This window comes from Flavobacterium soyae (assembly GCF_021245985.1).
GTDB classification, from domain to species: domain Bacteria; phylum Bacteroidota; class Bacteroidia; order Flavobacteriales; family Flavobacteriaceae; genus Flavobacterium; species Flavobacterium soyae.
On sequence record NZ_JAJQXA010000005.1, the window covers coordinates 235178 to 260758 of the forward strand.

22 protein-coding genes and 1 pseudogene are annotated in these 25581 nt (G+C 33.2%); 7 read left to right on the plus strand and 16 right to left on the minus strand.

The window, feature by feature from the left end; all coding sequences use genetic code 11:
- Positions 1-105: 105 nt before the first annotated feature.
- The 4 genes from LUU93_RS08690 (at position 106) to LUU93_RS08705 (ending at position 8413) form a co-directional block, all read left to right on the plus strand.
- Positions 106-3105 carry a SusC/RagA family TonB-linked outer membrane protein gene (locus LUU93_RS08690; protein WP_232680392.1) on the plus strand — a complete coding sequence of 1000 codons (3000 nt, stop codon included), beginning with the start codon at positions 106-108 and terminating at the stop codon, positions 3103-3105.
- A gap of 24 nt (positions 3106-3129) precedes the next feature.
- Positions 3130-4644, plus strand: a complete 1515-nt coding sequence (locus tag LUU93_RS08695) for a RagB/SusD family nutrient uptake outer membrane protein (protein WP_232680394.1) — start codon at positions 3130-3132, stop codon at positions 4642-4644.
- Between the two features lie 468 nt (positions 4645-5112).
- Positions 5113-6357 carry a glycoside hydrolase family 99 protein gene (locus LUU93_RS08700; protein ID WP_232680396.1) on the plus strand — a complete coding sequence of 415 codons (1245 nt, stop codon included), beginning with the start codon at positions 5113-5115 and terminating at the stop codon, positions 6355-6357.
- Positions 6358-6382: 25 nt separating this feature from the next.
- Positions 6383-8413: a glycoside hydrolase family 97 protein gene (locus LUU93_RS08705; RefSeq protein WP_232680398.1), complete on the plus strand. Its 2031-nt coding sequence runs from the start codon at positions 6383-6385 to the stop codon at positions 8411-8413.
- A gap of 363 nt (positions 8414-8776) precedes the next feature.
- On the opposite strand, the gene LUU93_RS08710 is transcribed toward LUU93_RS08705, so the two are convergent.
- The 3 genes from LUU93_RS08710 to LUU93_RS08720 all read right to left on the minus strand — a co-directional run bounded on the left by LUU93_RS08710 (position 8777) and on the right by LUU93_RS08720 (position 11838).
- Positions 8777-9691, minus strand: a complete 915-nt coding sequence (locus LUU93_RS08710) for a hypothetical protein (RefSeq protein WP_232680400.1) — start codon at positions 9689-9691, stop codon at positions 8777-8779.
- A 925-nt stretch (positions 9692-10616) separates the two neighbouring features.
- The gene (locus LUU93_RS08715; RefSeq protein ID WP_232680402.1) at positions 10617-11051 is read right to left on the minus strand and encodes a DUF6526 family protein; all 435 of its coding nucleotides are present in this window, start codon (positions 11049-11051) and stop codon (positions 10617-10619) included.
- Between the two features lie 304 nt (positions 11052-11355).
- A complete protein-coding gene (locus tag LUU93_RS08720; RefSeq protein ID WP_232680404.1) occupies positions 11356-11838 on the minus strand; it encodes a DNA-deoxyinosine glycosylase in 483 nt (160 codons plus the stop codon).
- A gap of 184 nt (positions 11839-12022) precedes the next feature.
- Here LUU93_RS08720 and LUU93_RS08725 point away from each other — a divergent pair, with 184 nt between their 5' ends.
- From LUU93_RS08725 to LUU93_RS08735, 3 genes are all read left to right on the plus strand, one after another.
- Positions 12023-13039 (plus strand): helix-turn-helix domain-containing protein, encoded by a 1017-nt coding sequence (locus LUU93_RS08725; RefSeq protein ID WP_232680407.1) that lies wholly within the window; start codon positions 12023-12025, stop codon positions 13037-13039.
- A gap of 447 nt (positions 13040-13486) precedes the next feature.
- Entirely contained in the window at positions 13487-14440 is a 954-nt protein-coding gene (locus LUU93_RS08730; protein WP_232680409.1) for a bifunctional helix-turn-helix transcriptional regulator/GNAT family N-acetyltransferase, read from the plus strand.
- Entirely contained in the window at positions 14441-14764 is a 324-nt protein-coding gene (locus tag LUU93_RS08735) for a cupin domain-containing protein (RefSeq protein WP_232680410.1), read from the plus strand.
- Between the two features lie 83 nt (positions 14765-14847).
- On the opposite strand, the gene LUU93_RS08740 is transcribed toward LUU93_RS08735, so the two are convergent.
- The 13 genes and pseudogenes from LUU93_RS08740 to LUU93_RS08800 all read right to left on the minus strand — a co-directional run bounded on the left by LUU93_RS08740 (position 14848) and on the right by LUU93_RS08800 (position 25469).
- Positions 14848-16047, minus strand: a complete 1200-nt coding sequence (locus tag LUU93_RS08740; protein ID WP_232680412.1) for an NAD(P)/FAD-dependent oxidoreductase — start codon at positions 16045-16047, stop codon at positions 14848-14850.
- A gap of 90 nt (positions 16048-16137) precedes the next feature.
- Entirely contained in the window at positions 16138-16872 is a 735-nt protein-coding gene (locus LUU93_RS08745) for an MlaD family protein (protein ID WP_232680414.1), read from the minus strand.
- A gap of 23 nt (positions 16873-16895) precedes the next feature.
- On the minus strand, positions 16896-17675 hold the full coding sequence (locus LUU93_RS08750) for an ABC transporter ATP-binding protein (protein WP_232680417.1): 780 nt from the start codon (positions 17673-17675) through the stop codon (positions 16896-16898).
- A gap of 1 nt (position 17676) precedes the next feature.
- Positions 17677-18435: an MlaE family ABC transporter permease gene (locus LUU93_RS08755; protein WP_232680419.1), complete on the minus strand. Its 759-nt coding sequence runs from the start codon at positions 18433-18435 to the stop codon at positions 17677-17679.
- A 278-nt stretch (positions 18436-18713) separates the two neighbouring features.
- The gene (locus tag LUU93_RS08760) at positions 18714-20984 is read right to left on the minus strand and encodes a glycosyltransferase (protein WP_232680420.1); all 2271 of its coding nucleotides are present in this window, start codon (positions 20982-20984) and stop codon (positions 18714-18716) included.
- Positions 20965-21123, minus strand: a pseudogene (locus LUU93_RS08765) (glycoside hydrolase family 130 protein); the annotation flags it as partial. The pseudogene LUU93_RS08765 and the gene LUU93_RS08760, both read right to left, overlap by 20 nt.
- A 441-nt stretch (positions 21124-21564) precedes the next feature.
- On the minus strand, positions 21565-22032 hold the full coding sequence (locus LUU93_RS08770) for a DUF1440 domain-containing protein (protein WP_232680421.1): 468 nt from the start codon (positions 22030-22032) through the stop codon (positions 21565-21567).
- A gap of 4 nt (positions 22033-22036) precedes the next feature.
- On the minus strand, positions 22037-22546 hold the full coding sequence (locus LUU93_RS08775) for a DinB family protein (protein ID WP_232680423.1): 510 nt from the start codon (positions 22544-22546) through the stop codon (positions 22037-22039).
- A 19-nt stretch (positions 22547-22565) separates the two neighbouring features.
- The gene (locus tag LUU93_RS08780) at positions 22566-22940 is read right to left on the minus strand and encodes a VOC family protein (protein WP_232680425.1); all 375 of its coding nucleotides are present in this window, start codon (positions 22938-22940) and stop codon (positions 22566-22568) included.
- Positions 22941-23019: 79 nt separating this feature from the next.
- Positions 23020-23229 carry a hypothetical protein gene (locus LUU93_RS08785; RefSeq protein ID WP_232680427.1) on the minus strand — a complete coding sequence of 70 codons (210 nt, stop codon included), beginning with the start codon at positions 23227-23229 and terminating at the stop codon, positions 23020-23022.
- Positions 23230-23249: 20 nt separating this feature from the next.
- A complete protein-coding gene (locus tag LUU93_RS08790) occupies positions 23250-23630 on the minus strand; it encodes a DoxX family protein (RefSeq protein ID WP_232680434.1) in 381 nt (126 codons plus the stop codon).
- A 403-nt stretch (positions 23631-24033) separates the two neighbouring features.
- Entirely contained in the window at positions 24034-24792 is a 759-nt protein-coding gene (locus tag LUU93_RS08795; protein ID WP_232680436.1) for a GNAT family N-acetyltransferase, read from the minus strand.
- A 71-nt stretch (positions 24793-24863) separates the two neighbouring features.
- Positions 24864-25469 (minus strand): Crp/Fnr family transcriptional regulator, encoded by a 606-nt coding sequence (locus LUU93_RS08800; RefSeq protein ID WP_232680438.1) that lies wholly within the window; start codon positions 25467-25469, stop codon positions 24864-24866.
- Positions 25470-25581: the final 112 nt, after the last annotated feature.

The window sequence follows — 25581 nt, forward strand, 5'->3', positions numbered from 1 at the left end:
AAACATCATTCTAATGAAATGAGCATAATCCTAAAATTAGTCGTTGAACAAATAATGGATATGCGAATTACATATGACTGATAGAAAAACAATAAATAACTACATATGAATAGTAAAAATAAAAGAATAGTCCTGCATCAAATGTGGACTACTAAATCGCTGGTATTCATGATTTTCATGCTTTTTCTTTCGGCAGGAATGTTTGCTCAGGGAAAAAAGCTGGTAACGGGTACCGTTTATGACAATACAGGCACTGTTTTACCGGGAGCATCGATAATAGAGTCTGGAACAAGAAATGCTACAACAACAGATTTTGACGGAAAATTTAGCTTAGAGGTAGCCGTAGGAGGTTCAATCGAAGTTTCTTTCATCGGGTCAACTACTCAAAAAGTGCAGATAACAGCCGCTTCTTCAAAATTAGAAGTTCGTTTACAAAATGACGGTTATCAATTGGCAGAGGTTCAGGTAGTTTCTGTAGGATACGGAACACAAAAGAAATCTGATTTAACCGGAGCTATTTCAACGGTAACGGCAGATAATTTAGTAAAAGGAACAATTTCTTCGACAGAACAGGTTTTGCAGGGAAAAGTTGCCGGTTTAAATATCATTCGTCCTTCGGGAGATCCTGCTGCGGGTGCAACACTTCGTTTACGTGGAGGAACTTCATTAACAGCAAGCAACAGTCCGCTTATTGTAGTTGACGGAATTGCTGGTGTCGATATCAACGTGGTTCAGCCGGCAGATATTAAATCGATTGATGTTCTTAAAGATGCTTCGGCAACAGCTATTTATGGTTCAAGAGGAGCAAACGGAGTTATCATTATTACAACAAAATCTGGAACAAAAGGAGTTTCTGTAGTATACAGCGGTTTATCAAGTGTAGGTTATGCTGCTGATAATTTAGACCTTTTATCGGCAAACCAATGGAGAGGTTATGTTCGTCAAACCGGAAATATGGATGCTGTTGATTACGGCGGAAATACAAACTGGCAAAAAGCAATCGAACAAACAGCTATTTCACAATCTCATACTTTAAGTATTAATTCTGGAAAAGTTGACAGTGGTTTTAGAGCTTCAATAGCTTACTTAAACAACGAAGGCGTTATTAAAAAATCTGGTTTAGAAAGAATCAGCGGAAACGTTAGTGCTTACCAATATCTTGGAGACAATAAAGATGTAAAATTTGATATGGGTTTATTTGCTAATATCGACAAATGGCATCCTATTGATTACAGAATTTTTGAACGTGCTTACAACTTAAACCCAACAATTCCGGTTTATGATGCTAATGGAAACTTTACATCTGTAGGAGGAAATATCTACGAAAACCCTGTTGAGATTTTAACTAACAGAACGGTTGATAACGAAAGACACAGACTTTTAGGATACTTTAAAACTGAGGTTAAATTCTTAAACGATTTTCAGGCAGTTGCTAATATTTCGTTAGAACATAATGCAGTAGCAGGTGGAACTTACAAACCAACTTACGCTATTATGGAAGGTAGAACTGAGGCTGGATATGCGCAAAGAACATACGCAGAATATACAAACGCACAAGGCGAACTTTATGTAAATTATTCTAAAGTATTTGGAAAACACAGCGTTAGTGCATTGGCAGGTTATTCTTATTTAGAAAATATTTACCAAGGTTTTGGAGCACAAAGAAGCGGATTTGTGAGTGATGCTTTTGGTTATAATAATTTAGGAGCAGGTTACAACTATCGTTTAGGAGATGTTTATTCTTATAAAGGAAAATCAAATTTAGTTTCTTTCTACGCTCGTGCAAACTACAATTATGACGGAAAATATCTGCTTACTGCAACTGTAAGACGTGATGGTTCAAGCCGTTTTGGAGAAAACAATAAATGGGGAACTTTCCCATCTGCATCTGCAGCATGGAAAATTTCTAACGAAGATTTTATGAGCGGTACAAAAGACTGGTTAGGATCTTTGAAATTAAGAGTTGGTTACGGAGTTACAGGTAACCAGGACGGAATTGGTGAATACAAATCACTTTCAATTTTAGGAGTTGGAAACGATAGTTACTACGATCCGGTTACAGGAACCTGGAGTTTAGCTTATTCTCCAAAACAAAACCCAAATCCTGATTTAAAATGGGAATCTACAAGACAAATCAACGTGGGTATTGATTTTGGTCTTTTTGACAGAATCACAGGTTCATTTGAATGGTACCAAAAAAACACAGACGATTTATTGTATACTTATGAAGTTCCTCAGCCACCATATTTAGTAGGAACAATGCTTGCAAACGTGGGAGAAATGTCAAACAAAGGAGTTGAACTTACTTTGAATGCTGATATTGTAAGAGGAGATAAATTTACATGGAATGCTAATTTAACACTTGGACACAACGTTCAAAAAATCGAAAAATTATCAAACCCAACTTACAAAACTGATGTAATCTACAGCGGTTCATTACACGGTTTAGCAGGTATGTCTGGTCAATATTCTCAGGTTATTGCAGAAGGATATCCAGTGGGAACTTTTTGGGGATTCAGAAATGCTGGTCTTGATGAAAATGGAAAAATTCAGTACTACAATGCAGGAGGAAATGTTGTGGCAGAAAGTGCTTTAGTTGATGCTGATAAAACAGATTTAGGAAATATTCAGCCAGATTTGACTATGGGTATTGGAATGAATTTTACTTACGGAAATTTTGATCTTGGAATTACAGGTTACGGAATGTTTGGACAAAAAGCGTTGAATGCTACAAACATGATGCTGAACGATCCAACAAGATTACCATCTTACAATGTGCCGGATGATTTCTTAGGAAGCGGAATCACTTCTTCTCCTAAATATTCAGATTACTGGATCGAAGATGCGTCTTTCTTTAGATTACAAACTCTTTCTGTTGGATACACAATGCCATTAGGCTTCAAAAATTCAAAATTGAGAATGTACATCATGGGAGAAAATCTTGCAGTATTTACAAAATACAAAGGAGTAGATCCGGAGATTGGTTTAAATGCACAGGATGGTGTTGACCAAACAGGATTAGCAGCGCCTGGTATCGATAAGTACAACAATTATCCAAGACCGACTACAATCTCTGTTGGATTAAATTTCACGCTGAATAACTAAGCGATTAACTCAAAAATATAAAAAATGAAAATCAAAATAACAGCAGCAATATTAGTAAGCATGCTTTTTACGATATCATCATGTACCGATCTGGATGAGCAATTATATGATAGAGTAGAAGATGGAAATTTTGGAAATACTCCAAAAGAAATTGATGCATTAGTGGGCGGGGCGTATTCTTCGTTAAGAGGTTTTGCAGATGGAATTTCAAACAATTATCCAACCTGCGAATACGTATTCTTTTTGAACGAAACGGTTTCTGATGAAGCTGTAATTCCTACCAGAGGAACAAACTGGTACGATGGCGGACAATATCAGGATGCAAAAAGACATACCTGGAAAGCAGACAACCGTATGATTCTTTCGGCCTGGCGTTACAACTATACCGGAATTGCAAAAATCAACTCCATCATTTATCAAATCGATAAATCGTCATTGACAGCTAATGCAAAAGCACCAATTTATGCAGAATTAAAAGCGTTAAGAGCGTATTACTATTACAATCTTTTAGACTTATTCGGAAATGTGCCAATCGTTGTAGACTTTGCAGATACAGCACTTCCAACAAATTCAACAAGAAAACAAGTTTATGATTTTGTTGAAAAAGAATTAACAGACGCAATTCCGCATTTAACTGGAAATGTAGTGTATTCAAAAATGACAAAAAATGTGGCTTATGCTCTTTTAGCAAGATTATATTTAAACTCAAAAGCTTTTATAGGAACAGAGCGCTGGCAGGATTGTATCGACATGTGTCAAAAAATTTCGGGTTACACATTAGCTCCTGATTTCTTTGCCAATTTTGCAACTCAAAATGAGAAATCTCCTGAAATTATTTTCGCAATCCCTTACGATTCAAAAGCAGGAACAGTTGGAAATTACATGAGTTCAATGTCTTGCCATTACCTTCATAAATTGACAATTTCTCCAGTTGGAGATTATCCTTGGAGTGCAAACGGAATGTGCGCACAGCCGGGAGTTTATTCTGAATTTGCCGATACAGACAAAAGAAAAAAATGTATGGTTGCCGGAGATCAGATCAACTTAGCAACAGGAACTGTAATTACAATGGATAATGGAGAACCATTAACGTATACAGAAGAAGTTACAAGTGTTGCTGATGCAAAAGAAAATGAAGGAGTTCGTTTAGGAAAATACGAAATGAAAGCCGGAGAAACCTGGGAACGTGATCACGATTTAGTTGTAATTCGTTATGCCGAAATTTTAATGATGCAGGCAGAATGTTACGTTCGTTTAGGATCTGCAGATTTAGCAAAACCATTTGTACAACAAGTTACAGCACGTGCAGGAGAAGAAATGCCGGCAACAATTGATCTTAACTTTATAGATAAAGAATTGCTTAAGGAATTTACTTTTGAAGGAAGAAGAAGAACAGATAACATTCGTTTTGGAACTTTCTTCCTGCCATGGTGGGAAAAAGGAACAACAGAAGCTTACAAAGCAATTTTCCCTATTCCAAGTACCGTTTTAACAACAAATAAAAACCTGAAACAAAATCCTGGGTATCCTTTGAATTAGGTTCAAAAATGTCAGTCTTCCATGTTGGTTAGTCGTGGAAGGCTGACATATTTATAAGAATAATTTTTGCCACAGATTAAAAGGATTAAAAAGATTTAAAAAAAAATGTTTCACGCAGATTATGCAGATTAAAGCAGATCTGATTTTAATGTATAAAAAATCTGCACAATCTGCCTAAATCTATTAAAATCTGCGTGAAATAATTTATTCACAATAGTGTGGGCAAATGTTTATAAGAAAGAAAATTGTCGCAGATTAAATGATTAAAAAGATAAAAAAAATGTTTCACACAGATTTTGCAGATTAAAGCAGATCTGATTTTAATGTATAAAAAATCTGCACAATCTGCTTAAATCTATTTAAATCTGCGTGAAATAATTCAATCACAGATAGTGAGCAAATAAAATACAATAAAAAAAATCATTTTAATCCTTTTAATCTGTGGCAAAAAATAAAAATTAAATCAATATGAAAAGATATATCACATTATTGTTTTTTGGGATACTGAACATTGTAATCGTTTCCGGATGCAGCAGCGATGACAAAAGTCCCAATGAACCAGTAAAACCAGAAGTACTTAAACCCGTTGCAGTTGAAAAAACAAACAGCACCAAAATTTATGTACACTATATGCCCTGGTTTGAAACCAATGAAAGCAGTGCCGATAAAAAATGGGGATATCACTGGACAATGGCAAACAAAAATCCGAATACTATAGGTGCAAACAACCGCAGGGAAATTGCTTCTTATTATTATCCTCTTATTGGTCCATATCATTCGGGAGATAAAAATGTGATTGAAAATCATTTATTATTGATGAAATATTCAGGAATTGATGGTGTTTTGATCGACTGGTACGGAACTTACGATGTCAACGATTACAGAATGGTAAAAGAAAACACAGAACAGCTTATTGCCATGCTGGATAAAGTGGGCTTGGAATATGCCATTGTTTATGAAGACAGAGTTACGACAAATGTTGTCAATGCCGGAAAAGCAATTTCTGTAACCAGTGCAGCAAAAACAGATTTAGCTTATATGGAGAAAAATTATTTTGATGATGCAAACTACATCAAAGTAAACGGAAAACCATTGTTGTTAAATTTTGGGCCAATTGTATTGCAAACGCCTGCCGAATGGACAAACGTTTTCAATAGTATAACGACAAAACCGACTTTTTTAACCCTTTGGGATCAATCTGTAGAAGCCGGAGCAAATGCATCTGGAGAATATGCTTGGGTTTATAAAAACAGTACATATCTAACAAATTTTTATACCAATACAAAACCAAAACTTTCTGTAGCAATTGGAAGTGCTTATCCTGGTTTTAAAGATTTTTATGCCGAAGGCGGAGGCGGAGCAGCAATAGGATGGACAATTGAACACAATAATGGCGTAACGCTGGACGAAACACTTTCTATGGCTAAAAATGCCAATTTAAACTACCTGCAGTTAATTACGTGGAACGACTTTGGAGAAGGAACCATGTTTGAACCAACAGTTGAATTTGGTTACACGTACATCGAAAAAGTAAAAGCATTTGCAGGAGTAAAAAATACCGATTCGGTATTTCCGGATATAAGCAAAATGTACAACCTGCGAGTAGAAAAGAAAGGCAATGCTGATGCTCAGAATAAACTGGATCAGGCTTTTAATTATTTTGTTTCCATGCAGCCCGCAAAAGCAAAACAGTTAATAAACGAAATAAAATAAGAGTTGTAATTAATACAATTAAATAATGAAAAACATAAGATATAGATATAGATACTGTATAATTGCTTTAGCGTCAATATTAATTTACGCCTGCAGTGCTGGTACTAAAAAAACATACAAAATTAATTCGCCGGGAAAAGTAACCGAATTAGTTTTTGAATTAACTGTTTCAGGTCAGCCTCAATACAGTTTTACTTCAAACGGAAAATCGGTTATAGAACCTTCGTTAATGGGATTTGAATTTCAGGGAATTCAAAAAATGACTGAAGGTTTTGAAGTGGTTTCGACTGAAGAAAAAGCTACCGATGAAACTTGGGAGCAGCCGTGGGGAGAATTCAAAAAAGTTCGTGATCACCACAACGAATTGATTGTTCACTTAAAAGAAGCAAAAGGAGAAGAGCGTTTAGTTGATATTATTTTCAGAGTTTTTGATGATGGCGTAGGATTTAGATATGAATTTCCAAAACAGCCTCATTTAGGAAAAGTAAAAATTTCAAACGAAATCACGCAGTTTACTTTTAAATCAAATAATGATGTTTGGTGGATTCCGGTGCACCGTGAAAACAGTTATTACGAAAGTGAATACCGCAAAACGCCAATCAGCAAAACAGATACTATAAATACTCCGGCAACTTTTGAAACAAAAGAGAATTTATACGTGGCGATTCACGAAGCCAACTTAACTGATTTTGCTTCGATGACACTTTTAAAAACAAGTGATAAACAATACAAAAGTGATTTAGTGCCTTGGGCAGATGGTGTAAAAGTATATGCCGAAACACCTTTTAAAACACCTTGGAGAACAGTTGTTGTTGGGAAAACTCCGGGTGATGTTGCGACTTCGACTATTATGCTGAATTTGAACGAGCCTTCAAAAATCGAAGATCTCTCGTGGATTACGCCTTCTAAATACATCGGAATTTGGTGGGGAATGCACTTAGAGAAATTCACTTGGGGACAAGGCCCAAAACACGGTGCTACAACAAAAAATACAAAAGAATATATTGATTTTGCTGCGAAAAACAATTTTGACGGCGTTCTGGTAGAAGGCTGGAACGAGGGCTGGGACGGCGACTGGACTGCCGATGGTAGCGCCTTTAGTTTTGTAAAAGCTTATCCTGATTTTAATCTGGAAGAAATTACAAAATATGCTGCTATGAAAAATGTTCGATTAATAGGTCATCATGAAACTGCTGGTGCTTCTAAACATTATGAAGGCCAGCTTGAAGATGCCTTTAAATTGTATCAAAAAATGGGTGTAAACTCAGTTAAAACAGGTTATGTAAACAAATATTTGGATAAAAAAGAATGGCACGACAGCCAGTATGCGTCTCGTCATTACAGAAAAGTAATCGAAACTGCTGCCAAATATCACATCATGATCGACAATCACGAACCAATAAAAGGAACCGGAATTCAGCGTACGTATCCAAATTTTATGTCACAGGAAGGAGGAAGAGGTCAGGAATACAATGCGTGGTCTGTAGACGGCGGAAATACGCCTCAGCATTTAACAACATTACCATTTACAAGAATGCTTTCAGGCCCGTTTGATTACACACCGGGGAATTTCAATTTTGATTATAAAACACCTTCTGGTGCAAGAGTTCAAACAACTTTGGCAAATCAGCTGGCATTGTATGTTATCATTTTCAGTCCGCTGCAAATGGCTTCAGATTTACCAGAGAATTATGTTGACAAACCAGAATTTCAGTTTATAAAAGATGTTCCGTGTACGTGGTCAGATACTAAAGTTTTAGATTCTAAAATTGGAGAATACACTACAATCGTTCGTAAGGACTGGGACGAAAAAAACTGGTATTTAGGTTCGATTACAAATAAAGACGCCAGAGATCTTAAAGTAACATTATCTTTCTTAGATAAAGGTAAAGAATACGAAGCCGAAATTTATGCCGATGGAGCAGGAGCAAACTATAAAACAAATCCTTATCCGGTTGCAATTTCAAAACAAAAGGTAAATAACGAAACTGTTTTAAATATCAAATTGGCTGCTGGCGGAGGAACAGCTATAAAATTTACTCCAATCGGGAAATAAGAAGTTTAGAGTATTTTGAGTTAAGTTTGAGTGGATGAACCCGATATCTTGAAAAAGGTGTCGGTTTTTTTTTCTTAAACCATATAAGTTGTATAAGTTCATTTAAATGTATTGCGTTTTTTTTTAATGCATAATTTTTTTAACGCAAAGTGCGCAAAGTTTTTTTGATAAATTAGTTTTTTATAAAACTGCAAAGTTCGCAAAGCTTTGTGTCTATAAAGCTTTGCGAACTTTGTGCATTGTAGATGCAATCTATATCAAAAAAACTTAGCGTCCTTTGCGTAAAACCTTTGCGTGCTTTGCGTTAAAAAAAATACCCGCCAAGATTGAAAATAATTCACAATTTATAATTCATAATTAAATTTAGTGTTTGTAAAACTTCACGTGATTTCCAAAGCTGTAAGTTGCAGCTAAAGTAGGCCCATTATAACCCCATTTAAAGAAACCATCGATTTTTGGTCTGGTTACATCAAGTCTGAAATTTAAACCTGTATAACCTGCCGTTAAACTTAAATTTTTATAAACATTATACAAAACCGATAAATTATAACTAATAATTCGACCGTCGATATCGTCAATTTGAAGGGCAAAATAATTTACATTTGCATACAGTCCCACTTTTTTCCCAAGGACAAACTCACCCCAAATCCCAACATCAGGTAAAGGAGCAGTAAAGCCTACTGTGTCATGATATTCTGCCTGAGCCGTAACTCCTTCCAGTCTTAAACCTACATCAGCAAGAAGTACGTGTGCACCAATTAATAAGCCCAGTTCATATTTTGGTTTAGAAACTATAGCATATCCATAAGCAAATCGGACCATTTCGTTATTCATAAATGCCGAAACCTGGGCATCGACCGGATAAGTATGGTCTTTAAATTCGATTTCTTTTTGCAGTGTTTTTTCTGATGATCTTTTTAAATAAAAATATTCAAGATTAAAACGGGATCTTCGTGAGGCACGCCATTCAAAAGCACCAAAAAAGGAAACCGTATTAGTTTCAAAGCCTAAATCTTTTTCAAAATCAATATCGGTTCCAATTCTTCCAGCTGATCCGTTAACTTCAACCTCAGTATTGTTTGATGGAAAGAATACACCGGCAGTAGCTTTAAATCTTCTTCCATGCCACGGAAGATCTTCAGGAATATTACTCTGATCTTTTTTTGAATTATTTTCTGTTGATAATGAGGTGTTTTCCTCTTGATTTGGTGCAGCACTTTGTGCATTGCCATAAAGCCAGGCCATTAAAATTATTAAAGAGTAAAACAATTTTTTCATTTTATTGATTTTTAGGTTGTTGTGTTTTAATTAACAAGTAAAGTTAGCAAAAATAATAATCTATTTTTAATTTTTAAATTATTATTTAAGGATTGTTTGAAAAACGTGGTTCTAGGTATTTTGGCTCTTGATTTGCTCAAAATTTTATTTTTTTGTTATCAATAAACATTTCAGGATTTGTAATCATTTTTCTATGATTTGAATATAACCCCAAAAACATGAACAAAACTTTAAAAAACACCTCGTTATCTTTTTATAATTTTAGAAGTAATTCATTTAGCTTATTTTTATATGGCTATTTTACTTTTGAAGGAATTAAGAAAATTGATATTTGCTCTGAGTTTTAAAGGTTTAAGTTTTATGACGATGTTTTTATTTCGCACTTTTTTATAAGTGGTTTACTGTTAATGGTGAGCCAATTGAAAAACAGCAATATGCATCGGGTATAAAACGATATAATTTGTTGTATAAAATTCAAGCAAGATCCGCTGACAAAACAGTTTCAAAAACTGGATACTTTATTCAAAAAATATAATATTGAAACTCTTATCAAGCCAAAGACTTTAACTGCAGATGTTTTTATGTATGCCAAGAATCAGGAAAGGCGTTTAGAAGGAATCGAAAACTACTTTGAAAGAAAAGCCCTGAACGAAAAATTTCTGACGCTCGATTGCTATTTCTACAACATAATTATCTACACCTGAATATTTTGTCTATATTTTTATTATAGTGGCAATAGTTTGGTCAGGTCTGTTTTTGTTTTATATTCCTTATTTAATTATGTGAAAGGTAAAAAGTTATAAATGTTATAAGGCTTTTAAAATAATTTAATTCATTGACGTTCCTGCAAGGTTTTCAAAACCGAAATGAAAAATAGCTTAATCAAGAGAATCTAAAATCTAAACTCTGAAATCTAAAATCTCCCTTAAACTCTATTATAATCTGCACGCCAGTGTACGACTGCTTTTTTTATAGCATCGCCGCTGAGGTTGTTTTTTAGTGCATCTTCTAATAAAGGCAGGATTTCATCATCTGGAGCAAACCGTAAAGCAAATATCTGATCATCTGTTAATTTGTGTTCAAATTCTTCAAGTTTTTTTCCGGTAAGTGTAAAGTAACGATAGCGGAGTTCAAGGCGTACAATACGGTTTTGTAAAATAAGTGCATAATGCTGACGCAGCATATAAGCCAGAAAAAAAAGAAATAAAAAAACAACACTTATAAAAGACCATATTAAACAATCATTTGTTGTAAAAGCAAAGTAAATGCTAAATGCAAGAAACAGTGTTAAAACCGGATAATACACAAAATGGTGCGGAGTGTAATATCGAATATGATTATAATAGGTTTGGATTTTCATAATTGGAATCTTTATGTTAAAAGTAAAAAAGAAAGCTACCCTAAATAATTTAGAATAGCTTTTTTCTCAAAAATAAACTAACATAACCAATGTTCTCTTTATAATCAAAACTTGTAAAAAGTTTGTCTTAGTAATATCTATAATTTAAAAAAGCCTCTTCTTCGTCAATCCTTCTAAACTCTGGCCTTGATTTCTTGGTTGTAAAATTATAGCAGGTTACGAAATTTCGTGTTATATTTTAAAGTTCAAAAGTTATATTATTCCAACTATTTAGTTTTTTTAGCCAACAATTAATCAATTAATTTTAAAACGTACTGATAATCTTCCATTGGTCTAATTTTGATTGAAAAGATATACCAGCGTTTGCCGGACTTGTTGACGGAAGTGTAATAAGATTATAATCCTTCTTTAAATGAACATACTTTTTAAAAAATGCGGCAGCCTTTTGTCCGTTAAATAAAATGGTATTTATTTTTGGGTGCTGTTTTAAAAACGTCTCAAAATCATTTGCGATTTCATTTTTAATGGCGCTGTCTAAACTTCCAACTCTATCGCAATATTGTAAAACATCCCAAAGGGCAATTTTGTTTTTAAGCAAAAGTGCTTTTTTGGTTTCGTAATCGTTTGAGAATTCTTCCTTAAAAATAGTAAATAAGAACTTCCAGAAATTATTTTGATTGTGTCCGTAATATTGATTTAATTCTAAAGATTTTGTTCCGGGCATTGTGCCTAAAACCAGTATGTTAGAATCTTTTGAGCTTATAGGGGAGAAAGAGCAGCTTTTCATTTATTGGATTAAGAAATATTTTATTTGAGTTAAAATTATATTGAGAAGTAATTATAAAACAATTGCAGAAAATTATATAACATTTTTGGTTTGTGATTGAGCGAACTTTGAACCTGCTTTTTAAACGTAATAATGCGGGTTTAAGAATTTCATTTAAAATTACAGAATTTAAATCGAAAACAAAATGAAAATAGTTACTATATATACAGAGAAAATTCAAAACATATTTGAAGAATTGAATAAAAATTTCGACGGAAAAGTAACTTTTGATGTCGATGAATATGCACTTGAAGTAAATAATAATTTTGCAAAAGGAACTATTAGCGGTGCTTCATTTAATGATAATATTTCGTACGTTCAGTTTGATATGACTTTTTTAGTCGATTTAAAACTAAATATTATTAACGGAATTACATCGCCATTATATTTTGCCTATTGTTCTAAAGGAAATCTTTCGCATAGTTTTGGAATTCATGGTGAGGAGCGAAAATTAAAAACATTTCAAACTGCAATTGCTGCTTCAAAATTAAACCAGGATAATGTTTTGTATTTTGAAAAAGATAAAAAGACAAAAATTACTTTAATAATTGTAGGAACCCAGGCAGAACCTTGTCGTGCAGGTTCTTTAAGCCAAATGGTGAGAGAAACATTTTTTCAGGAAAATCTTAACGAAGAATTCTTTTATGCCGGTTCTTATAACTTAAAAATAGGTGAAAAAATAGAACAATTAAATGCCGTAACCCAAACCGGAATTGTTAGGAATTTATTAAAAGAAGGTATTTTGAAAATTGTTCTGGCAATGGAAATCCAACAGCATACAGATGATTTAAATGCTTTTTCTAAAGAAGTAAATTGTTTAACATCAAGAGAAATGAAAGAAATAAAAGAACTTTCAGAAACCATAAAAGCAAATCCAGAAGAGGCTTTTACTATTAAATCTTTAAGTAAAAAATCCGGCTTGTCTCCAAATAAACTTCAGGAAGGTTTTAAAATGGTTCATAACAGAACCGTAAACGATTATATCACGCATATGCGGGTTCTAAAAGCCGAAATCCTGATTAGAACTTCAGATTTAAATATTTCTGAAATTGTGTATTGTATTGGTTTTACAAGCAGAAGCTATTTCTCTAAAATCTTTAAACAAAAATTCAACTGCAGTCCAAAAGAGTATAAATTCAATTTGAGTCCGTTGGCTGTGTAGTTAAAGGGACAAAGGTTCAGAGTGACAAAGTAACAAAGGTTTTAAAACTTTGTCACTTTGCAGCTTTGTCACTCTGAACCTCTAAAAAAAATAATGCCGTTAGCTATTAAGCAAGATATATACAAAAACGCTAAGGTTCTGAGTCGCTGAGGTTCTAAATTCAAATTAGAGGCTCCAAACTTAGAATCTTAGTTTTTTTTTAAAGGTGCTGAGGCTCTAAGTTTCTAAGATACTAAGGTTTTTAATTACTAAGTTTTCAAGTATTAAACCAAAAGAAAATAAGTCACCAGCTATTAAAATTCCAATATATAAATACTATTAAGTCTCCCACATACTAAAAAAAACTTAGCATCTTAGAACCTTTGCAACTTTGTCACTTAAAAAAACTTTTTGCAAAAAAAGATTTTTTCATACATTTGCATAACTAGTTATATAATTAATTATAATATGGAATTTTTTGACAAAGTAGGCAAAGCAGCTTTAGGAAGCCGCTTGCGTTTAATGACTGCTGTTATAACAGATGATGCTTCTAAAATTTATGAATTGTATGGTGCAGATTTTGTACCAAAATGGTTTCCTGTATTTTATACCCTTGCAGAAGAAAGGGAATTGACTATTACGGAAATAGCAAATGAAATTGGACATTCTCAGCCTTCTGTAAGCAAGATTATTCAGGAGATGATTGCTGCCGGAATAGTTCAGGAAAGTTTGAAAACAGATGATAAGCGTAAAAACAATGTTGTATTAACGGAAAAAGGACTCTTGCTGGCGAAAAATATTAAACAGCAATTAAAAGATATTGACGTTGCTATAGATGGTTTAATTGCTGAATCTAAGCATAATCTTTGGGCTGCACTTGAAGAATGGGAATTTTTATTGGAGCAAAAATCTATGTTTAAAAGAGTAAGCGACCAGAAAAAAATCCGCGAAAGCAAAGACGTAAAAATTGTAGAATACAAACCTGAATATCAGGAAGCCTTTAAAGCATTGAATGTAGAATGGATTTCGACTTATTTTGAAATGGAAGAAGCTGACTATAAAGCGCTCGATAATCCTGAAGAATATATTTTGAATAAAGGCGGAAAAATCCTTGTGGCTTTGTATGAAAATGAACCCGTTGGTGTTTGTGCGCTTATCAAAATGGATAACCCAGACTATGACTTTGAAATGGCAAAAATGGCCGTTTCGCCAAAAGCACAAGGTAAAAATATCGGCTGGTTATTAGGCCGGGCAATTGCTGCAAAAGCAAAAGAATTAGGAGCAAAAAAGATATATCTGGAAAGCAACACAATCTTAAAACCTGCTATAAACTTGTATTATAAACTTGGTTTTGAGAAAGTCTTTGGCTTAGAAACCCCATACAAACGCTGCAACATCCAAATGGAATTAAAAATAAAATAAATGAAAAATATTGTAAAAAAAGAGAATGCTGTTTCAAGACAATTCTTAGGCGTTGATTTTGTGGTTTTATCAATAGGTAAAGATTCAATGGTGACCAAAATGCTGTACAAATCAACTGATTCAGTACCGTTTCATCAGCATCCAAATGAACAAAGCGGTTACGTTATTTCTGGTAGTTATAAACTGAAATTTGATGGAAAAGAGTTTTTATTAAATGAAGGAGATACCTATTCAATTCCGGCAAATATTGAGCATTCTATTGAAATTCTTGAAGCTGGGGAAGTAGTAGATGTTTTTACACCAATAAGAGAGGATTATTTGTAGATAAAGCTGCTAAGGTTCTGAGTAACTAAGATACTAAGAAAAAAACTTAGTAACTTAGAACCTTAGCATCTCAAAACTTTTTCTCATCTCCCAAATCGATAATACTCCAAATCCTGATTTTTTTTATTTTTTATAGAATCTACAATGGAGTTCATTCCGATGACGCTGAAAGTGATTCCGTTTCCGCCGAAAGCTAAAACATAATGTTCATTCTTTTTAGGATTTGGCTTTCCGAAATAGGGAAGTCCGTCTTTAGTTTCGCCAAAAGTTCCGGCCCAGGAATAATCCAGTTTAAATTTTACATCAGGAAATCGTCTTTTAAACTGTCTCATCAAAGAGGTTTCTTTTTTCGGAATTAGTTTGTCGCGTTTTTTTGCATCTCTAAATTCTTCGTCGCCTCCGCCCATAATAATTCGATTATCTGATGTTGCGCGGTAATAATAATACGGAGAAGAAGTATCCCAAATAACAGCATTTTTTAAGATAGCAGGTAATTCAGGAACAACTTCAGATGCAAGTGCATAAGTACTTTTTAAATCAACAATTTTTTCTTCAATAGTTTCTGTACTTTCATAGCCGCTGCAATATATAACGTGATCTGCGGTTATGGTAAATTTATTTTCGGTATGTGCAATGCATTTTCTTTTTTGAGTCTGGACAGAAGTAATATTGGTTCGGTCAAAAACCTGCATGCCGTTTTGACAGCAGTAATACAATAAATCGTTTGCCAGTTTAAACGGGTCCATAACAGCAGCTGTTTTAGATTCGATTGCTGCAATAGCATTTAAACCCATTTTTTCCAGATCATGTTTATTCAGCCAGGTAACATCAAAACCGTTTTGTTTTCGAGCCTCGAATTCATTCTTTAAAAACGGAATATCTTTTTTGTAGGATGTAAAATAAATGCTTTTTTTAAATTCAAACCCACAGTCACTATCTATTGTGTCAATTATATTTCGAAGTTCAAAAATGGCTTTTTTTCCATTTTTGTAACTGTCTACAGCACATTTTTCGCCTCGAAGATTGATCAGTTCGTGCAGTGAAACATCAATTTCATATTGAAGCAGTGCTGTACTTGCTGCTGTACTTCCATTGCATACATCACGACGATCAGTCAATACTATTTTTTTTCCCTGCGTAATTAATTTATAAGCTATTAAAGCCCCTGTTATTCCTCCGCCAATAATCAAAATTTCAGTTTTAATATCAGAGTCAATTGAAGGATAACTGGTATTCATGGCATTTTTAAGAGGCCAGAAAGTTTCTGTAGAGCGTAATTTCATTTTTTAGCTGTATTTCGTTCTGCACGATGTTAGGTTCTGTTTTATCTTTGTATTCATGCTGTGAATGCACTTTGGCAGCAGAATCTGTTCTTATGCTTTCGTCTTTTCTGTTTTTTCTTCTTTGGCTTTTTCCTGCTGTTCTTCTTTTTTTTCTTTTTCTTTTTCTTTTTTCTTGAAGTAGCCTCTAAACAAGAAATTACTTTTTGCCGCTTCCATATTTTCGCTGAAACCTTTTGTCCCGGCTTCTAGATTTGAAAGCGTATTCGAAACGCTGTTTGCCATTTTATCATCACGGACTAATCTTGCCAAAGCTCCATTTCCGTTATTCATGCTATGGCTGAAAATGGCCAGCTCATTAGAAATAATACCAATATTATCAACACTTTTCTTTACGCTTTTCATTATATCGTTTATTTCTATTCCGTCGACAGAAGCAATTGCACCATTGTTTTCAATAGATTTTTGAGATTTCATTCCTGGAGAAATCATAAGCACTTTATCTCCCATTAACCCATCAGAACCAATGCTTGCGCGGGCATCTGTTTTTATAAATTCACGTACTTTATCTTTAATAACCATCGATACTACTACCGAAGAATCATTTATTAATCTGATTTCTTCGACTGTACCAATGTTGATACCCGAAAAGCGGACGTTGTTTCCAACTTCTAAACCACTTACTGTTTTAAATCTTGATGAGATATAGAATGTTGAGCCAAACAGATTTTTTTGTTTTCCAATAAAATAAATGGCCATTATAAAAAGCAGCAGCCCAACTGTTACAAACATTCCTAGTTTCCAAGTATATTCAGATTGCTTTTCCATGATTTCTAATATTTCATTTTACATTAATCAAAAAATGAGCGTACCCATTCGTCTTCATCTTTTTCTAATTCTTCGTAAGTTCCTTCGGCGTGAATTATGCCGTCTTTTAGAACGATAATCCGGTCTGCGGTCATTTTGGCGCAAGCCATATCATGCGTAATAATGATCGATGATGTTTTTTGTTTGTGTTTTATATCCAGAATCAATTCACTGATTTCTCTTGAAGTAATCGTATCTAAACCTGTAGTAGGTTCATCATACAAAATGATTTCGGGGTTTATAATCAGGGTTCTTGCTAAACCAATTCTTTTTCTCATTCCGCCGGATAATTCAGAGGGCATTTTGTCGATTGCGCCGCCCAAACCAACACTTTCGAGCGCTTCAATAACTTCATTTTCTACTACATCTTCGGTTAATTCTCTTTTGTGCGCGCGTAATGTAAAAGCAAGATTTTCTCTAACCGACATTGAATCGTATAAAGCACCGCTTTGAAATAAAAATCCAATTTTGACTCTTATCTTATTTAATTCTTTTTTAGAAAGATTGAGCACATTTTCATCAAAAACTTTTATTTCGCCTTTGTCGGGTTCAATTAAACCAACGATACATTTTATCATTACTGATTTTCCGGAGCCCGAACGTCCTAAAATAACTAAATCTTCGCCTTTATTTACCATAAGATTTACGCCTTTTAAAACCGTATTGTCTTTGCCAAAAGTTTTGTGCAGATCCCTGATCTCGATAATTGGAGTCTGTTTTTTATTTTTTGATTTTGTTTCGGTATTTTTTTCTTCCTCAATCATCTTAAAAAAATAAATCGGTTATTTGTACTGCGACCATATCAATAATAAATATGCTTAAAGAGGCTGTAACTACGGCAGAGTTTGCAGCGCGTCCCACACTTTCGGTTCCGTTTTCGGCATTAAATCCTTTATAACATCCAATCATTCCGATGAAATATCCAAAGAAGAAAGTTTTTATCGCAGCCGGAATTACATCTAAAAAATCTAATGACTGAATAATCTGCGTTAAGTAGCGATAGAAATTAACATCGCCATGAATATTTATTCCAACATAACCGCCAATTATTCCAATAGCATCTGCATAAAACACTAAAATGGGAACCATTAATGTACAGGCCAAAATTCTGGTTACAACCAAATAATTATATGGATTGATGGCAGAAACTTCCATAGCATCAATTTGTTCTGTTACTTTCATAGAACCTAATTCGGCACCAATTCCTGACGAAATTTTTCCGGCACAGATCAAGGCAGTAATAACCGGAGCAATTTCTCTTATTAATGAAAGCGCCACCATTCCCGGAAGCCAGCTTTCGGCACCAAATTTTACCAATGTCGGGCGTGATTGAAGCGTTAGTACCAACCCCATAATAAAACCTGTAATTGTTACTAAAGGCAATGATTTATAACCGATGACATAACATTGTTTCAAAAATTCTTTTACCTCATAAGGAGGAATAAATACCTCCTTAAAAAACCTCTTGGCAAACAATGCTGCATCTCCAATTTGTGCGAATGTATTTTTTAAGCTGAGAATCAAAATGTTTTATTTTATGTTAGGTATGGTTTATATAATCAATTATTTAACAGTTTTTTGCACTTTTTAAATCATACATGAAAGTTACCTCAATACTTGTTAAAATATTTTACACAACTTTTTTTGAGCCTTATATAATTTACATAGAATTACAATATTTGCATAAATAATGCGTTAAGGAAAAAATTCCTTAAAAACAAAAAATCCCTTTCATTGAGAAAGAGATTTTCTGGGTTTAATAGAATTTTGGTCAGTCTATTGCTAAAAAATCGAAATTTTTTCTATAAGTTGATTGCTACTCCGGTTTTGGATTTTATTAAAGGAATAATCTTTAACTCTGAAAGGGCAAATTTTTCCATTAATAATCTTGCCGTTAAGTAGCATACAGTTGATTCTGCGCCTTGATTTAAATTTATAGTTTCTTTTTCAAGACCGTCATAACCGCCTCCGCTTACAGGATTATACATAATTTGATTTAAATGATTTTTACCTAAAAACCAGTTAAATGCAATTTTCATTTTATGTTTATATTCTGGGGTTTTAAATGCATTATAAAAAGCATTTAAAGTCTGGATTGTATAGGTTACATCAATTGGCTGTTCTCCATATTGCTGCGGTTCAGAACCTTTATGATACCAGCTTTGATTTGAAATGGCTTTGAAATTTCCGTCAACAAATGTTTTTGACATTAAGAAATCTAATGAGTCTAAAGCTGCTTTTTTATAAACTGCTTTATTAGTAATTAAATAAGCGTATAACATTGATTCTGGCAGAATTCCATTTCCATACGTTAAATAATTTTCAAACCACTGCCAGTCTTCAGAAGCTGTATCTTCGTAGTTTGCCAGTAATTTTGCATTTAATTTATTGATGATTGCTGCAACATATAAATTAGGAATTGCATAGTGATACAAATACAGGCCTTTTGTAGCAAAACCTATAGCGCGCGGCGACTGAATATTTTCTATCCATTTTAATGAATTCAGAAAGCATTTTGTTGCTTTTTTAGAAATATTTTCAGGAAGAATATCAGCATTTGCAATTACAGTTCCTAAAGCCCAAATGGCCCTTGCGTTTGAATCTTCAAGATTAACTTCGGCATTTTGTTCAACATGTTCACGGTTTTCCTTGTCGACATAATTGATGAAATTTCCTTTTGGTTTTTGACATCTCTCAATAAAATCCAAATAAATTAAAATATACGGAAGATCGTCTTTATCTCTCGTTAATTTATAATGCATACAAAATGCGATAAGCGCACGTGCATTATCATCTAAAGTATAACCTGAATCAAGATCAGGAACTGAAATTTTGCTAAACTGAATAATTCCAAGTTCTGTTGTTAATCTTTTAATATGTCTTAATTGAATGTCGGGATAACTGTATTTAATATCTGATGGATTTTTAATTAATTTTTTATAAGTATCCATATGTATTAATCCCGCATTTTCCCAAGATGATGCCCTCATTTTGGTAAAGGCATTGATTCCCATTTCACGTCTTAAATTTTCATTGGCAATTAGTTTTAAAGCAGCTTTAGCAAACTGGTCTGCATTTCCAATATCGACTAAAATACCGCTGTCCGGGGTCAAAACTTCTCTGGTATGCGGAATTTTTGATGCTACTATTGGACATGCGCAGCTCATTGCATAAGCAAAAGTGCCGCTTACTGCCTGATTTGGATCTTTTGAAGTGAATAGATAAATATCGGTTGCTTTTAAATATTCTAAAAGTTCCTCAATATCTAAATATCGATTGATGAAACGAACATTGTTATGTAAATTTAATTCATCTACAAGTGCTTCCAGTTTATTACGATAAGCATCAATACCGTCTTTAATTAAATTTGGATGCGTTTTGCCAATAACCAAATACAATACATCCGGTTCTTTTTTAACGATTTTTGCCAAAGCCTGTAAACCGGTTTCGATATTTTTTCCTTCGCCCAAAAGCCCAAAAGTTGACAATACGATTTTGTTTTGAATATCAAATTTTACTTTTGCCTGCTTTGGAGTTTCATAAATTACAATATGCGTTCCGTGTGGTACAGTTGTAATTATATCTTCATCAATATCATAATCTTTTATCAAAATTTCTTTCGATTGATTTGTCATTACAAAAACAGAATTGCTGTAGCTTAAAAGTAATTTTACAAAAGTCTTTAATTCATTATTCGGGTTCGGAATAACGCTGTGAAAAGTATAAGTTAAGGGCTTTTTAATTGCATTTAAAAAATCGAGTAAGTGATCTCCGTAATTTCCGCCAAATAAACCAAATTCATGTTGAATATGAATCAATTTTACGTTTTTATCTTTATTAATTTCTTCAGCAGCTTTTGCATATTCTGCTTTTTCCCTGGTATTTAAAGTAAAAGCCTGCGTTGGATCTGCTTTTGGCTTATCGACCAATTCACAAATTTCGCAAGTGATAGATTTACCAAAAACATTGGTAATCCCTTTAATTGTATCCTGAGTATAAGTTGCGATTCCACATTGTGTTGGAGGAAATGTAGAAAGAAAAACTATTTTTGATTTATTTGATATCGTCTTCATTGGGATTCTGTTTTAGCTCAGTTAATAAGTCGTTAAGATCTAAAGCAGCCACCGCAGTCTGATCATCGGCAGCACCGTAATAAGTATATAATTGGCGATCAAAAATGTTTGTTCCGGTTGGAAAAACTATATAATTTAGATAACCATGTCTTTTATTATATCCAGCTGCATAATAATTTCTTTCTTTTTAAGTGAAATCAAATCTTTTGAAGCTGCAGCAGGTCTGTATAAATTTAAACTGTCGTACACATTGGGTAAGTCATATAAAATGTGCTGCCGATTAATTTGTATTAAAATTACCTTGGGAACAGAACGGGAATTAACTCAATCGATCAAAAAATTAACTCTAAAGCATTTATATGGAAATTGTATAACGATCAGGCTGAAATTCTAAAATTGGCAGATAAAATTATGATTTTTAGATTATTGTGGTAAAAAATACAGTATTTTAATTAATGTTTTTTGTAAGTAAAGAGAGGCTTTGAGAGGCAGAAAATAATTATATTTCTAACTTAAATTATGGTATTATGTTACGTTGAAGTCCCTATTGTTGATTTTGTTTTAAGTTTCAGGTTTTAGGTTATAAATGTTTATGATAGAAGTTTTTAGTTACGTAAGCAATTGGTAAACCGATGCAGAAAATCAAAATTAAAATTGAAATTATTAGTGGAAGATCAAATTCTTTTGATGGAAGTTTCGGAAAAACAATTGGAAGCACAATAAGATTCATTACAATCCAGACAAAAATTCCATACACAAATCCCGAAAGAAAAATATTCTTTTTTAAAAGCGGAACATGCGGATATATTTTATAATAAAAATAAGCAAAAACCAACGCTATAAAATAATGTAATAATAAACCATAAAAAACCATTTGTGCGCCGCCTGTATAAGCCTGCTGTTTAAAAACCCCGCTCGCAATAGACTGTAAAATTTTCTCGGCTGTTGTTTTATGCAATATAACGGAGTAAATTAAAATTGCGGCCAGAATATCTAAAGTTCCTGCCAGTAAACCTGAGCATAAAATAGTTGTAGATTTAGATCTCATTAATTTAAAGTTTAGTTATGTATTGAAAAATAGTATTTAATTGGTGAGTATGTCTTTGTGTATGAACTAATGCAAAATCAATCCATTCATACATTGTAAATTTATCAAAACCTGGTACCTGAAAATCTAAACAGGTTAATGTTAAATCATATTTTTCGGCACAATCTAATAACTCAGATTCTATTTTCAGTAATTCCAGGTTAAGTTCATTTTTGCTGTATTCTTTTTCCTTTGGTTTTAGAAATACCGGCACATCCATTTTTATATTGAAGTTTAAAAAAAGCCCTTCAATGTCTTTAATTTTTTCATCAGGCTTTCTAGACGTTTTTTCTGTTTTTCCTGCAAATAATTGAGGAAACCCGGAACTGGCCAAAATAATATGCTGAACGACTTGTCCTGGTGTCCAGCTTCCTTGAAATGGGATTTGATTTAACTCGTTTTCAGAAAATTTGAAAAGTATTTCATTTAATTTTTTGAACGTTTCAACAATATCTTTTTGAACGTCTGCCTTCATATTTATTGATTTTTAAGATTTAGTTTACCGAAGTAATCCACCAAACATTTCCAAACGGATCTGTTACGCCGCAAGTTCTGCCGTAATCCTGATCACTTAATCCCATTAAAGAAACGGCCCCATTTTCTAATGCTTTTTTATAGGTTTCATCGGCATTGGGTACATATACAAATAAGTTTGAGGTTTGCTTTGCCCAGTCTGTAATTTCATCGGTAATCATTATGGTGCTTCCATTTAAGGTAATTTCGGCATGCATAATAGTTCCGTCTTCACGTATTGATTTCGTATTGGTCTCTGATGCGCCAAAGACTTTTTTGGTAAAGTCAATAAATTTTGATGCACCCTGTAAAATTAAATACGGCATTATGGTTTGATGTTCTGCTGGTATATTCATTTTTTTGTAATTTTTAAATTTAGGATTTTAAAATTACAAATTTTTATTTTAATATTTTGTAAATCAGTAAATTAAGATTTTACAAAAGTACTTCGCAGTAAAAACCATGTAAATTTAGAACCTCAATTATTTTGTGGTTTGAAATTGCAGAAGCATTAATTCGCAGAATTTTATCACAATCTTCGAGATCAAAATTGATAGCGCTGTTTGGGAAATGTTCAAGAAGTTTCCCTACAATCATTATAGACTGCTCGACTTCCTGAACATTTGTTTTGAAAACTTCTATCATCGTTTCCAGAGTTTATAAGTTTACAGAGCAATATTTTTATAGCGCTCTATTTTATGATAATAGATATAAGAAATCGCTAAAATCACTAAAAAGATTAACGGAAAGAAACTTTGAAAATTAACCCCGTCAATTGCAAAATGACTGATTGAAGCAAATATAAAATCGAAACCAAATCCTGCGTAAGCCCATTCTTTTACATTTTTAGGAACTTGCGGAATCACTAATACTAAAACCCCCAGAATTTTGAAAATTACCAGTGCATTTCCAAAATATTCAGGATAACCTAAATGTCTGATTCCTTCTTTTGCCAATTCGGTCTGCGAAGTCAAAGCAGGCATAACACCTTCAAATAAAAAAATAATAATTGTTGTAATCCAAAAAATAATTTTTGCTTTTTTCATGTGGTATATTTTTAAATAGTTATTAGTTAATGTATTACAAATGTACTATTCTTAATTTTTTCATGAAATACTTATTTACGACTATTTTAGGGGCATTTGGGACATTTCTTGATTTTAGATTTTAGAGGGTTGATTTTAGATTTTTTGGAAAGAAGAACATGCAGTTTGTCATCCTGACGAAGGAAGGATCGCACAAGTAACTCTACAAAGATTGGCGACTCACTTTGTGGAAATTCTAGCGCAATTTCTCCTTTCAGTCGAAATGATATAAAATGTGCTTACCCATAAGCTTTAATAGCAACTGTCAGTCTGAGCGAAGTCGAAGACCTTTTGTACGATGAGAGTGCTTCGACTTCGCTCAGCATGACACATGTAAAGCAAATTAATTGGAATTTAGAATTTTTTAATTGGAATTTGTATTCAAAAAGTAATTCTTAATCAAAAATAAATCTTCAAATCCTAATCTCGTATAAATTCCTTTCCCTAAAGCTGAAGCTTGTAATTGTGCATATTCACAATCAGCATCAATGGCTTGGTTGATTGCAAATTTCATGATCTCTTCGGCAAAACCTCTTTTGCGCATTTGTGGAATAACGCCAACGCCATGAATTCCCATTATTTTACCGGTTTGAAAAAGAGTAAGCGTTCCAATTGATTTTTCTTCAAAGTGAACCAGATAGAACTTTACATTTTCATAGTTATGAACCAGCGTTTCTTTGCTTATTATATAATTAAAAGATAACGGATAAATATCAGACCAGGTTTTGGCATCTTCTTCATTTAAAACTCTTTTAAATGTCAGATTGTTTTGAAACGTGATTTTTTTATCCAGTTTCAAAGCCATTGCCACAAGCTGATTTCGAATAGCAAACCCGTTGTTCTCAAAAAAAATATTTGAATTACTTCCGAAAATATCCCAATACGGTACAACTAAGCCCGGATTGTTTTCAATAGTTTCAAGAATCTGCGGAAGGTTTTCTTCGGTAATATCTTTTCGAAACCATAAACGGTTTGGCCAGCCCGAATTTTTGATCTGACTGAATTCTAAAAAATCAGTTGCATGATAGGAATGGAGAGGTGAAGCAACGGTTTTCCAAAGAGTGGTAAGATTATCAATGTTGTCTTTGATGAGGTTTATACTGATGAGGTTTATATTGTTCATTATAATAACGGGTTTGAATTATAAAGCAAAGATAAATCTGGTCTTTTAGAAAAACCTTTACATATGTTGATTTACAAATCTTTTTCCAGATTTTTTCTGATTCGGCTTAACTGTGTTGGCGTAATGCCTAAATGTGATGCAATATGTAATAGTGGAATTCGATCTGCTATATTTGGATTTTTCTCTAGTAAACTTAAATATCTTTCAGTTGCATTTTGCATAACCAGAGCAATCTCTTTTTGTTCTTTTTCAATGATCCAGTTTTTTTCCAAATATGCAATATAGAAGTTTTTAAGATTATCATTTTCGTTAATCAACTGTATATATTTCTTGTAATTAAGATTGATTAAAATACAATCTTCTAAAGCTTCGATCGTAAAGCTGGAAGGAGTTTGCAGCATTGCTGAAACTTTAGAGCATGCAAGTTTGTTTTCGAGAAAAAGGTTTTTGTTGTAGAAATTTCCTTGTTCATCTGTGATATAAGTTCGTAGAATTCCTTTTGCAATAAAATAAAGATTTTTGCAGATTTCCCCATTTTCTAGTACTATTTCTCCTTTTTTGATTGTCTGGAAATGTGTCAAGTTTTCAATCAATTTCCATGACTTTTCAGAAATAGGAGCGTAACTTTCGAAATATAATTTTAGATTGTTGAGGTATGTTTCTTTGTTGAAAGTCATAGATTCGTTTGGTTTTGCCAGAAAGGCGCTAAGGGACAAAGTTTACAGCCACGAATTTCACAAATTTTCACGAATTATTTTTATAATTTGAGAGAAAAGAAATTTGCGAAAA

What these genes read in the sequence shown, in the direction of transcription:
- LUU93_RS08690 (WP_232680392.1), top strand. Translation starts at nt 106, where the DNA reads ATGAATAGTAAAAATAAAAGAATAGTCCTGCATCAAATGTGGACTACT.
- LUU93_RS08695 (WP_232680394.1), top strand. Translation starts at nt 3,130, where the DNA reads ATGAAAATCAAAATAACAGCAGCAATATTAGTAAGCATGCTTTTTACG.
- LUU93_RS08700 (WP_232680396.1), top strand. Translation starts at nt 5,113, where the DNA reads ATGAAAAGATATATCACATTATTGTTTTTTGGGATACTGAACATTGTA.
- LUU93_RS08705 (WP_232680398.1), top strand. Translation starts at nt 6,383, where the DNA reads ATGAAAAACATAAGATATAGATATAGATACTGTATAATTGCTTTAGCG.
- LUU93_RS08710 (WP_232680400.1), bottom strand. Translation starts at nt 9,691, where the DNA reads ATGAAAAAATTGTTTTACTCTTTAATAATTTTAATGGCCTGGCTTTAT.
- LUU93_RS08715 (WP_232680402.1), bottom strand. Translation starts at nt 11,051, where the DNA reads ATGAAAATCCAAACCTATTATAATCATATTCGATATTACACTCCGCAC.
- LUU93_RS08720 (WP_232680404.1), bottom strand. Translation starts at nt 11,838, where the DNA reads ATGAAAAGCTGCTCTTTCTCCCCTATAAGCTCAAAAGATTCTAACATA.
- LUU93_RS08725 (WP_232680407.1), top strand. Translation starts at nt 12,023, where the DNA reads ATGAAAATAGTTACTATATATACAGAGAAAATTCAAAACATATTTGAA.
- LUU93_RS08730 (WP_232680409.1), top strand. Translation starts at nt 13,487, where the DNA reads ATGGAATTTTTTGACAAAGTAGGCAAAGCAGCTTTAGGAAGCCGCTTG.
- LUU93_RS08735 (WP_232680410.1), top strand. Translation starts at nt 14,441, where the DNA reads ATGAAAAATATTGTAAAAAAAGAGAATGCTGTTTCAAGACAATTCTTA.
- LUU93_RS08740 (WP_232680412.1), bottom strand. Translation starts at nt 16,047, where the DNA reads ATGAAATTACGCTCTACAGAAACTTTCTGGCCTCTTAAAAATGCCATG.
- LUU93_RS08745 (WP_232680414.1), bottom strand. Translation starts at nt 16,872, where the DNA reads ATGGAAAAGCAATCTGAATATACTTGGAAACTAGGAATGTTTGTAACA.
- LUU93_RS08750 (WP_232680417.1), bottom strand. Translation starts at nt 17,675, where the DNA reads ATGATTGAGGAAGAAAAAAATACCGAAACAAAATCAAAAAATAAAAAA.
- LUU93_RS08760 (WP_232680420.1), bottom strand. Translation starts at nt 20,984, where the DNA reads ATGAAGACGATATCAAATAAATCAAAAATAGTTTTTCTTTCTACATTT.
- LUU93_RS08770 (WP_232680421.1), bottom strand. Translation starts at nt 22,032, where the DNA reads ATGAGATCTAAATCTACAACTATTTTATGCTCAGGTTTACTGGCAGGA.
- LUU93_RS08775 (WP_232680423.1), bottom strand. Translation starts at nt 22,546, where the DNA reads ATGAAGGCAGACGTTCAAAAAGATATTGTTGAAACGTTCAAAAAATTA.
- LUU93_RS08780 (WP_232680425.1), bottom strand. Translation starts at nt 22,940, where the DNA reads ATGAATATACCAGCAGAACATCAAACCATAATGCCGTATTTAATTTTA.
- LUU93_RS08785 (WP_232680427.1), bottom strand. Translation starts at nt 23,229, where the DNA reads ATGATAGAAGTTTTCAAAACAAATGTTCAGGAAGTCGAGCAGTCTATA.
- LUU93_RS08790 (WP_232680434.1), bottom strand. Translation starts at nt 23,630, where the DNA reads ATGAAAAAAGCAAAAATTATTTTTTGGATTACAACAATTATTATTTTT.
- LUU93_RS08795 (WP_232680436.1), bottom strand. Translation starts at nt 24,792, where the DNA reads ATGAACAATATAAACCTCATCAGTATAAACCTCATCAAAGACAACATT.
- LUU93_RS08800 (WP_232680438.1), bottom strand. Translation starts at nt 25,469, where the DNA reads ATGACTTTCAACAAAGAAACATACCTCAACAATCTAAAATTATATTTC.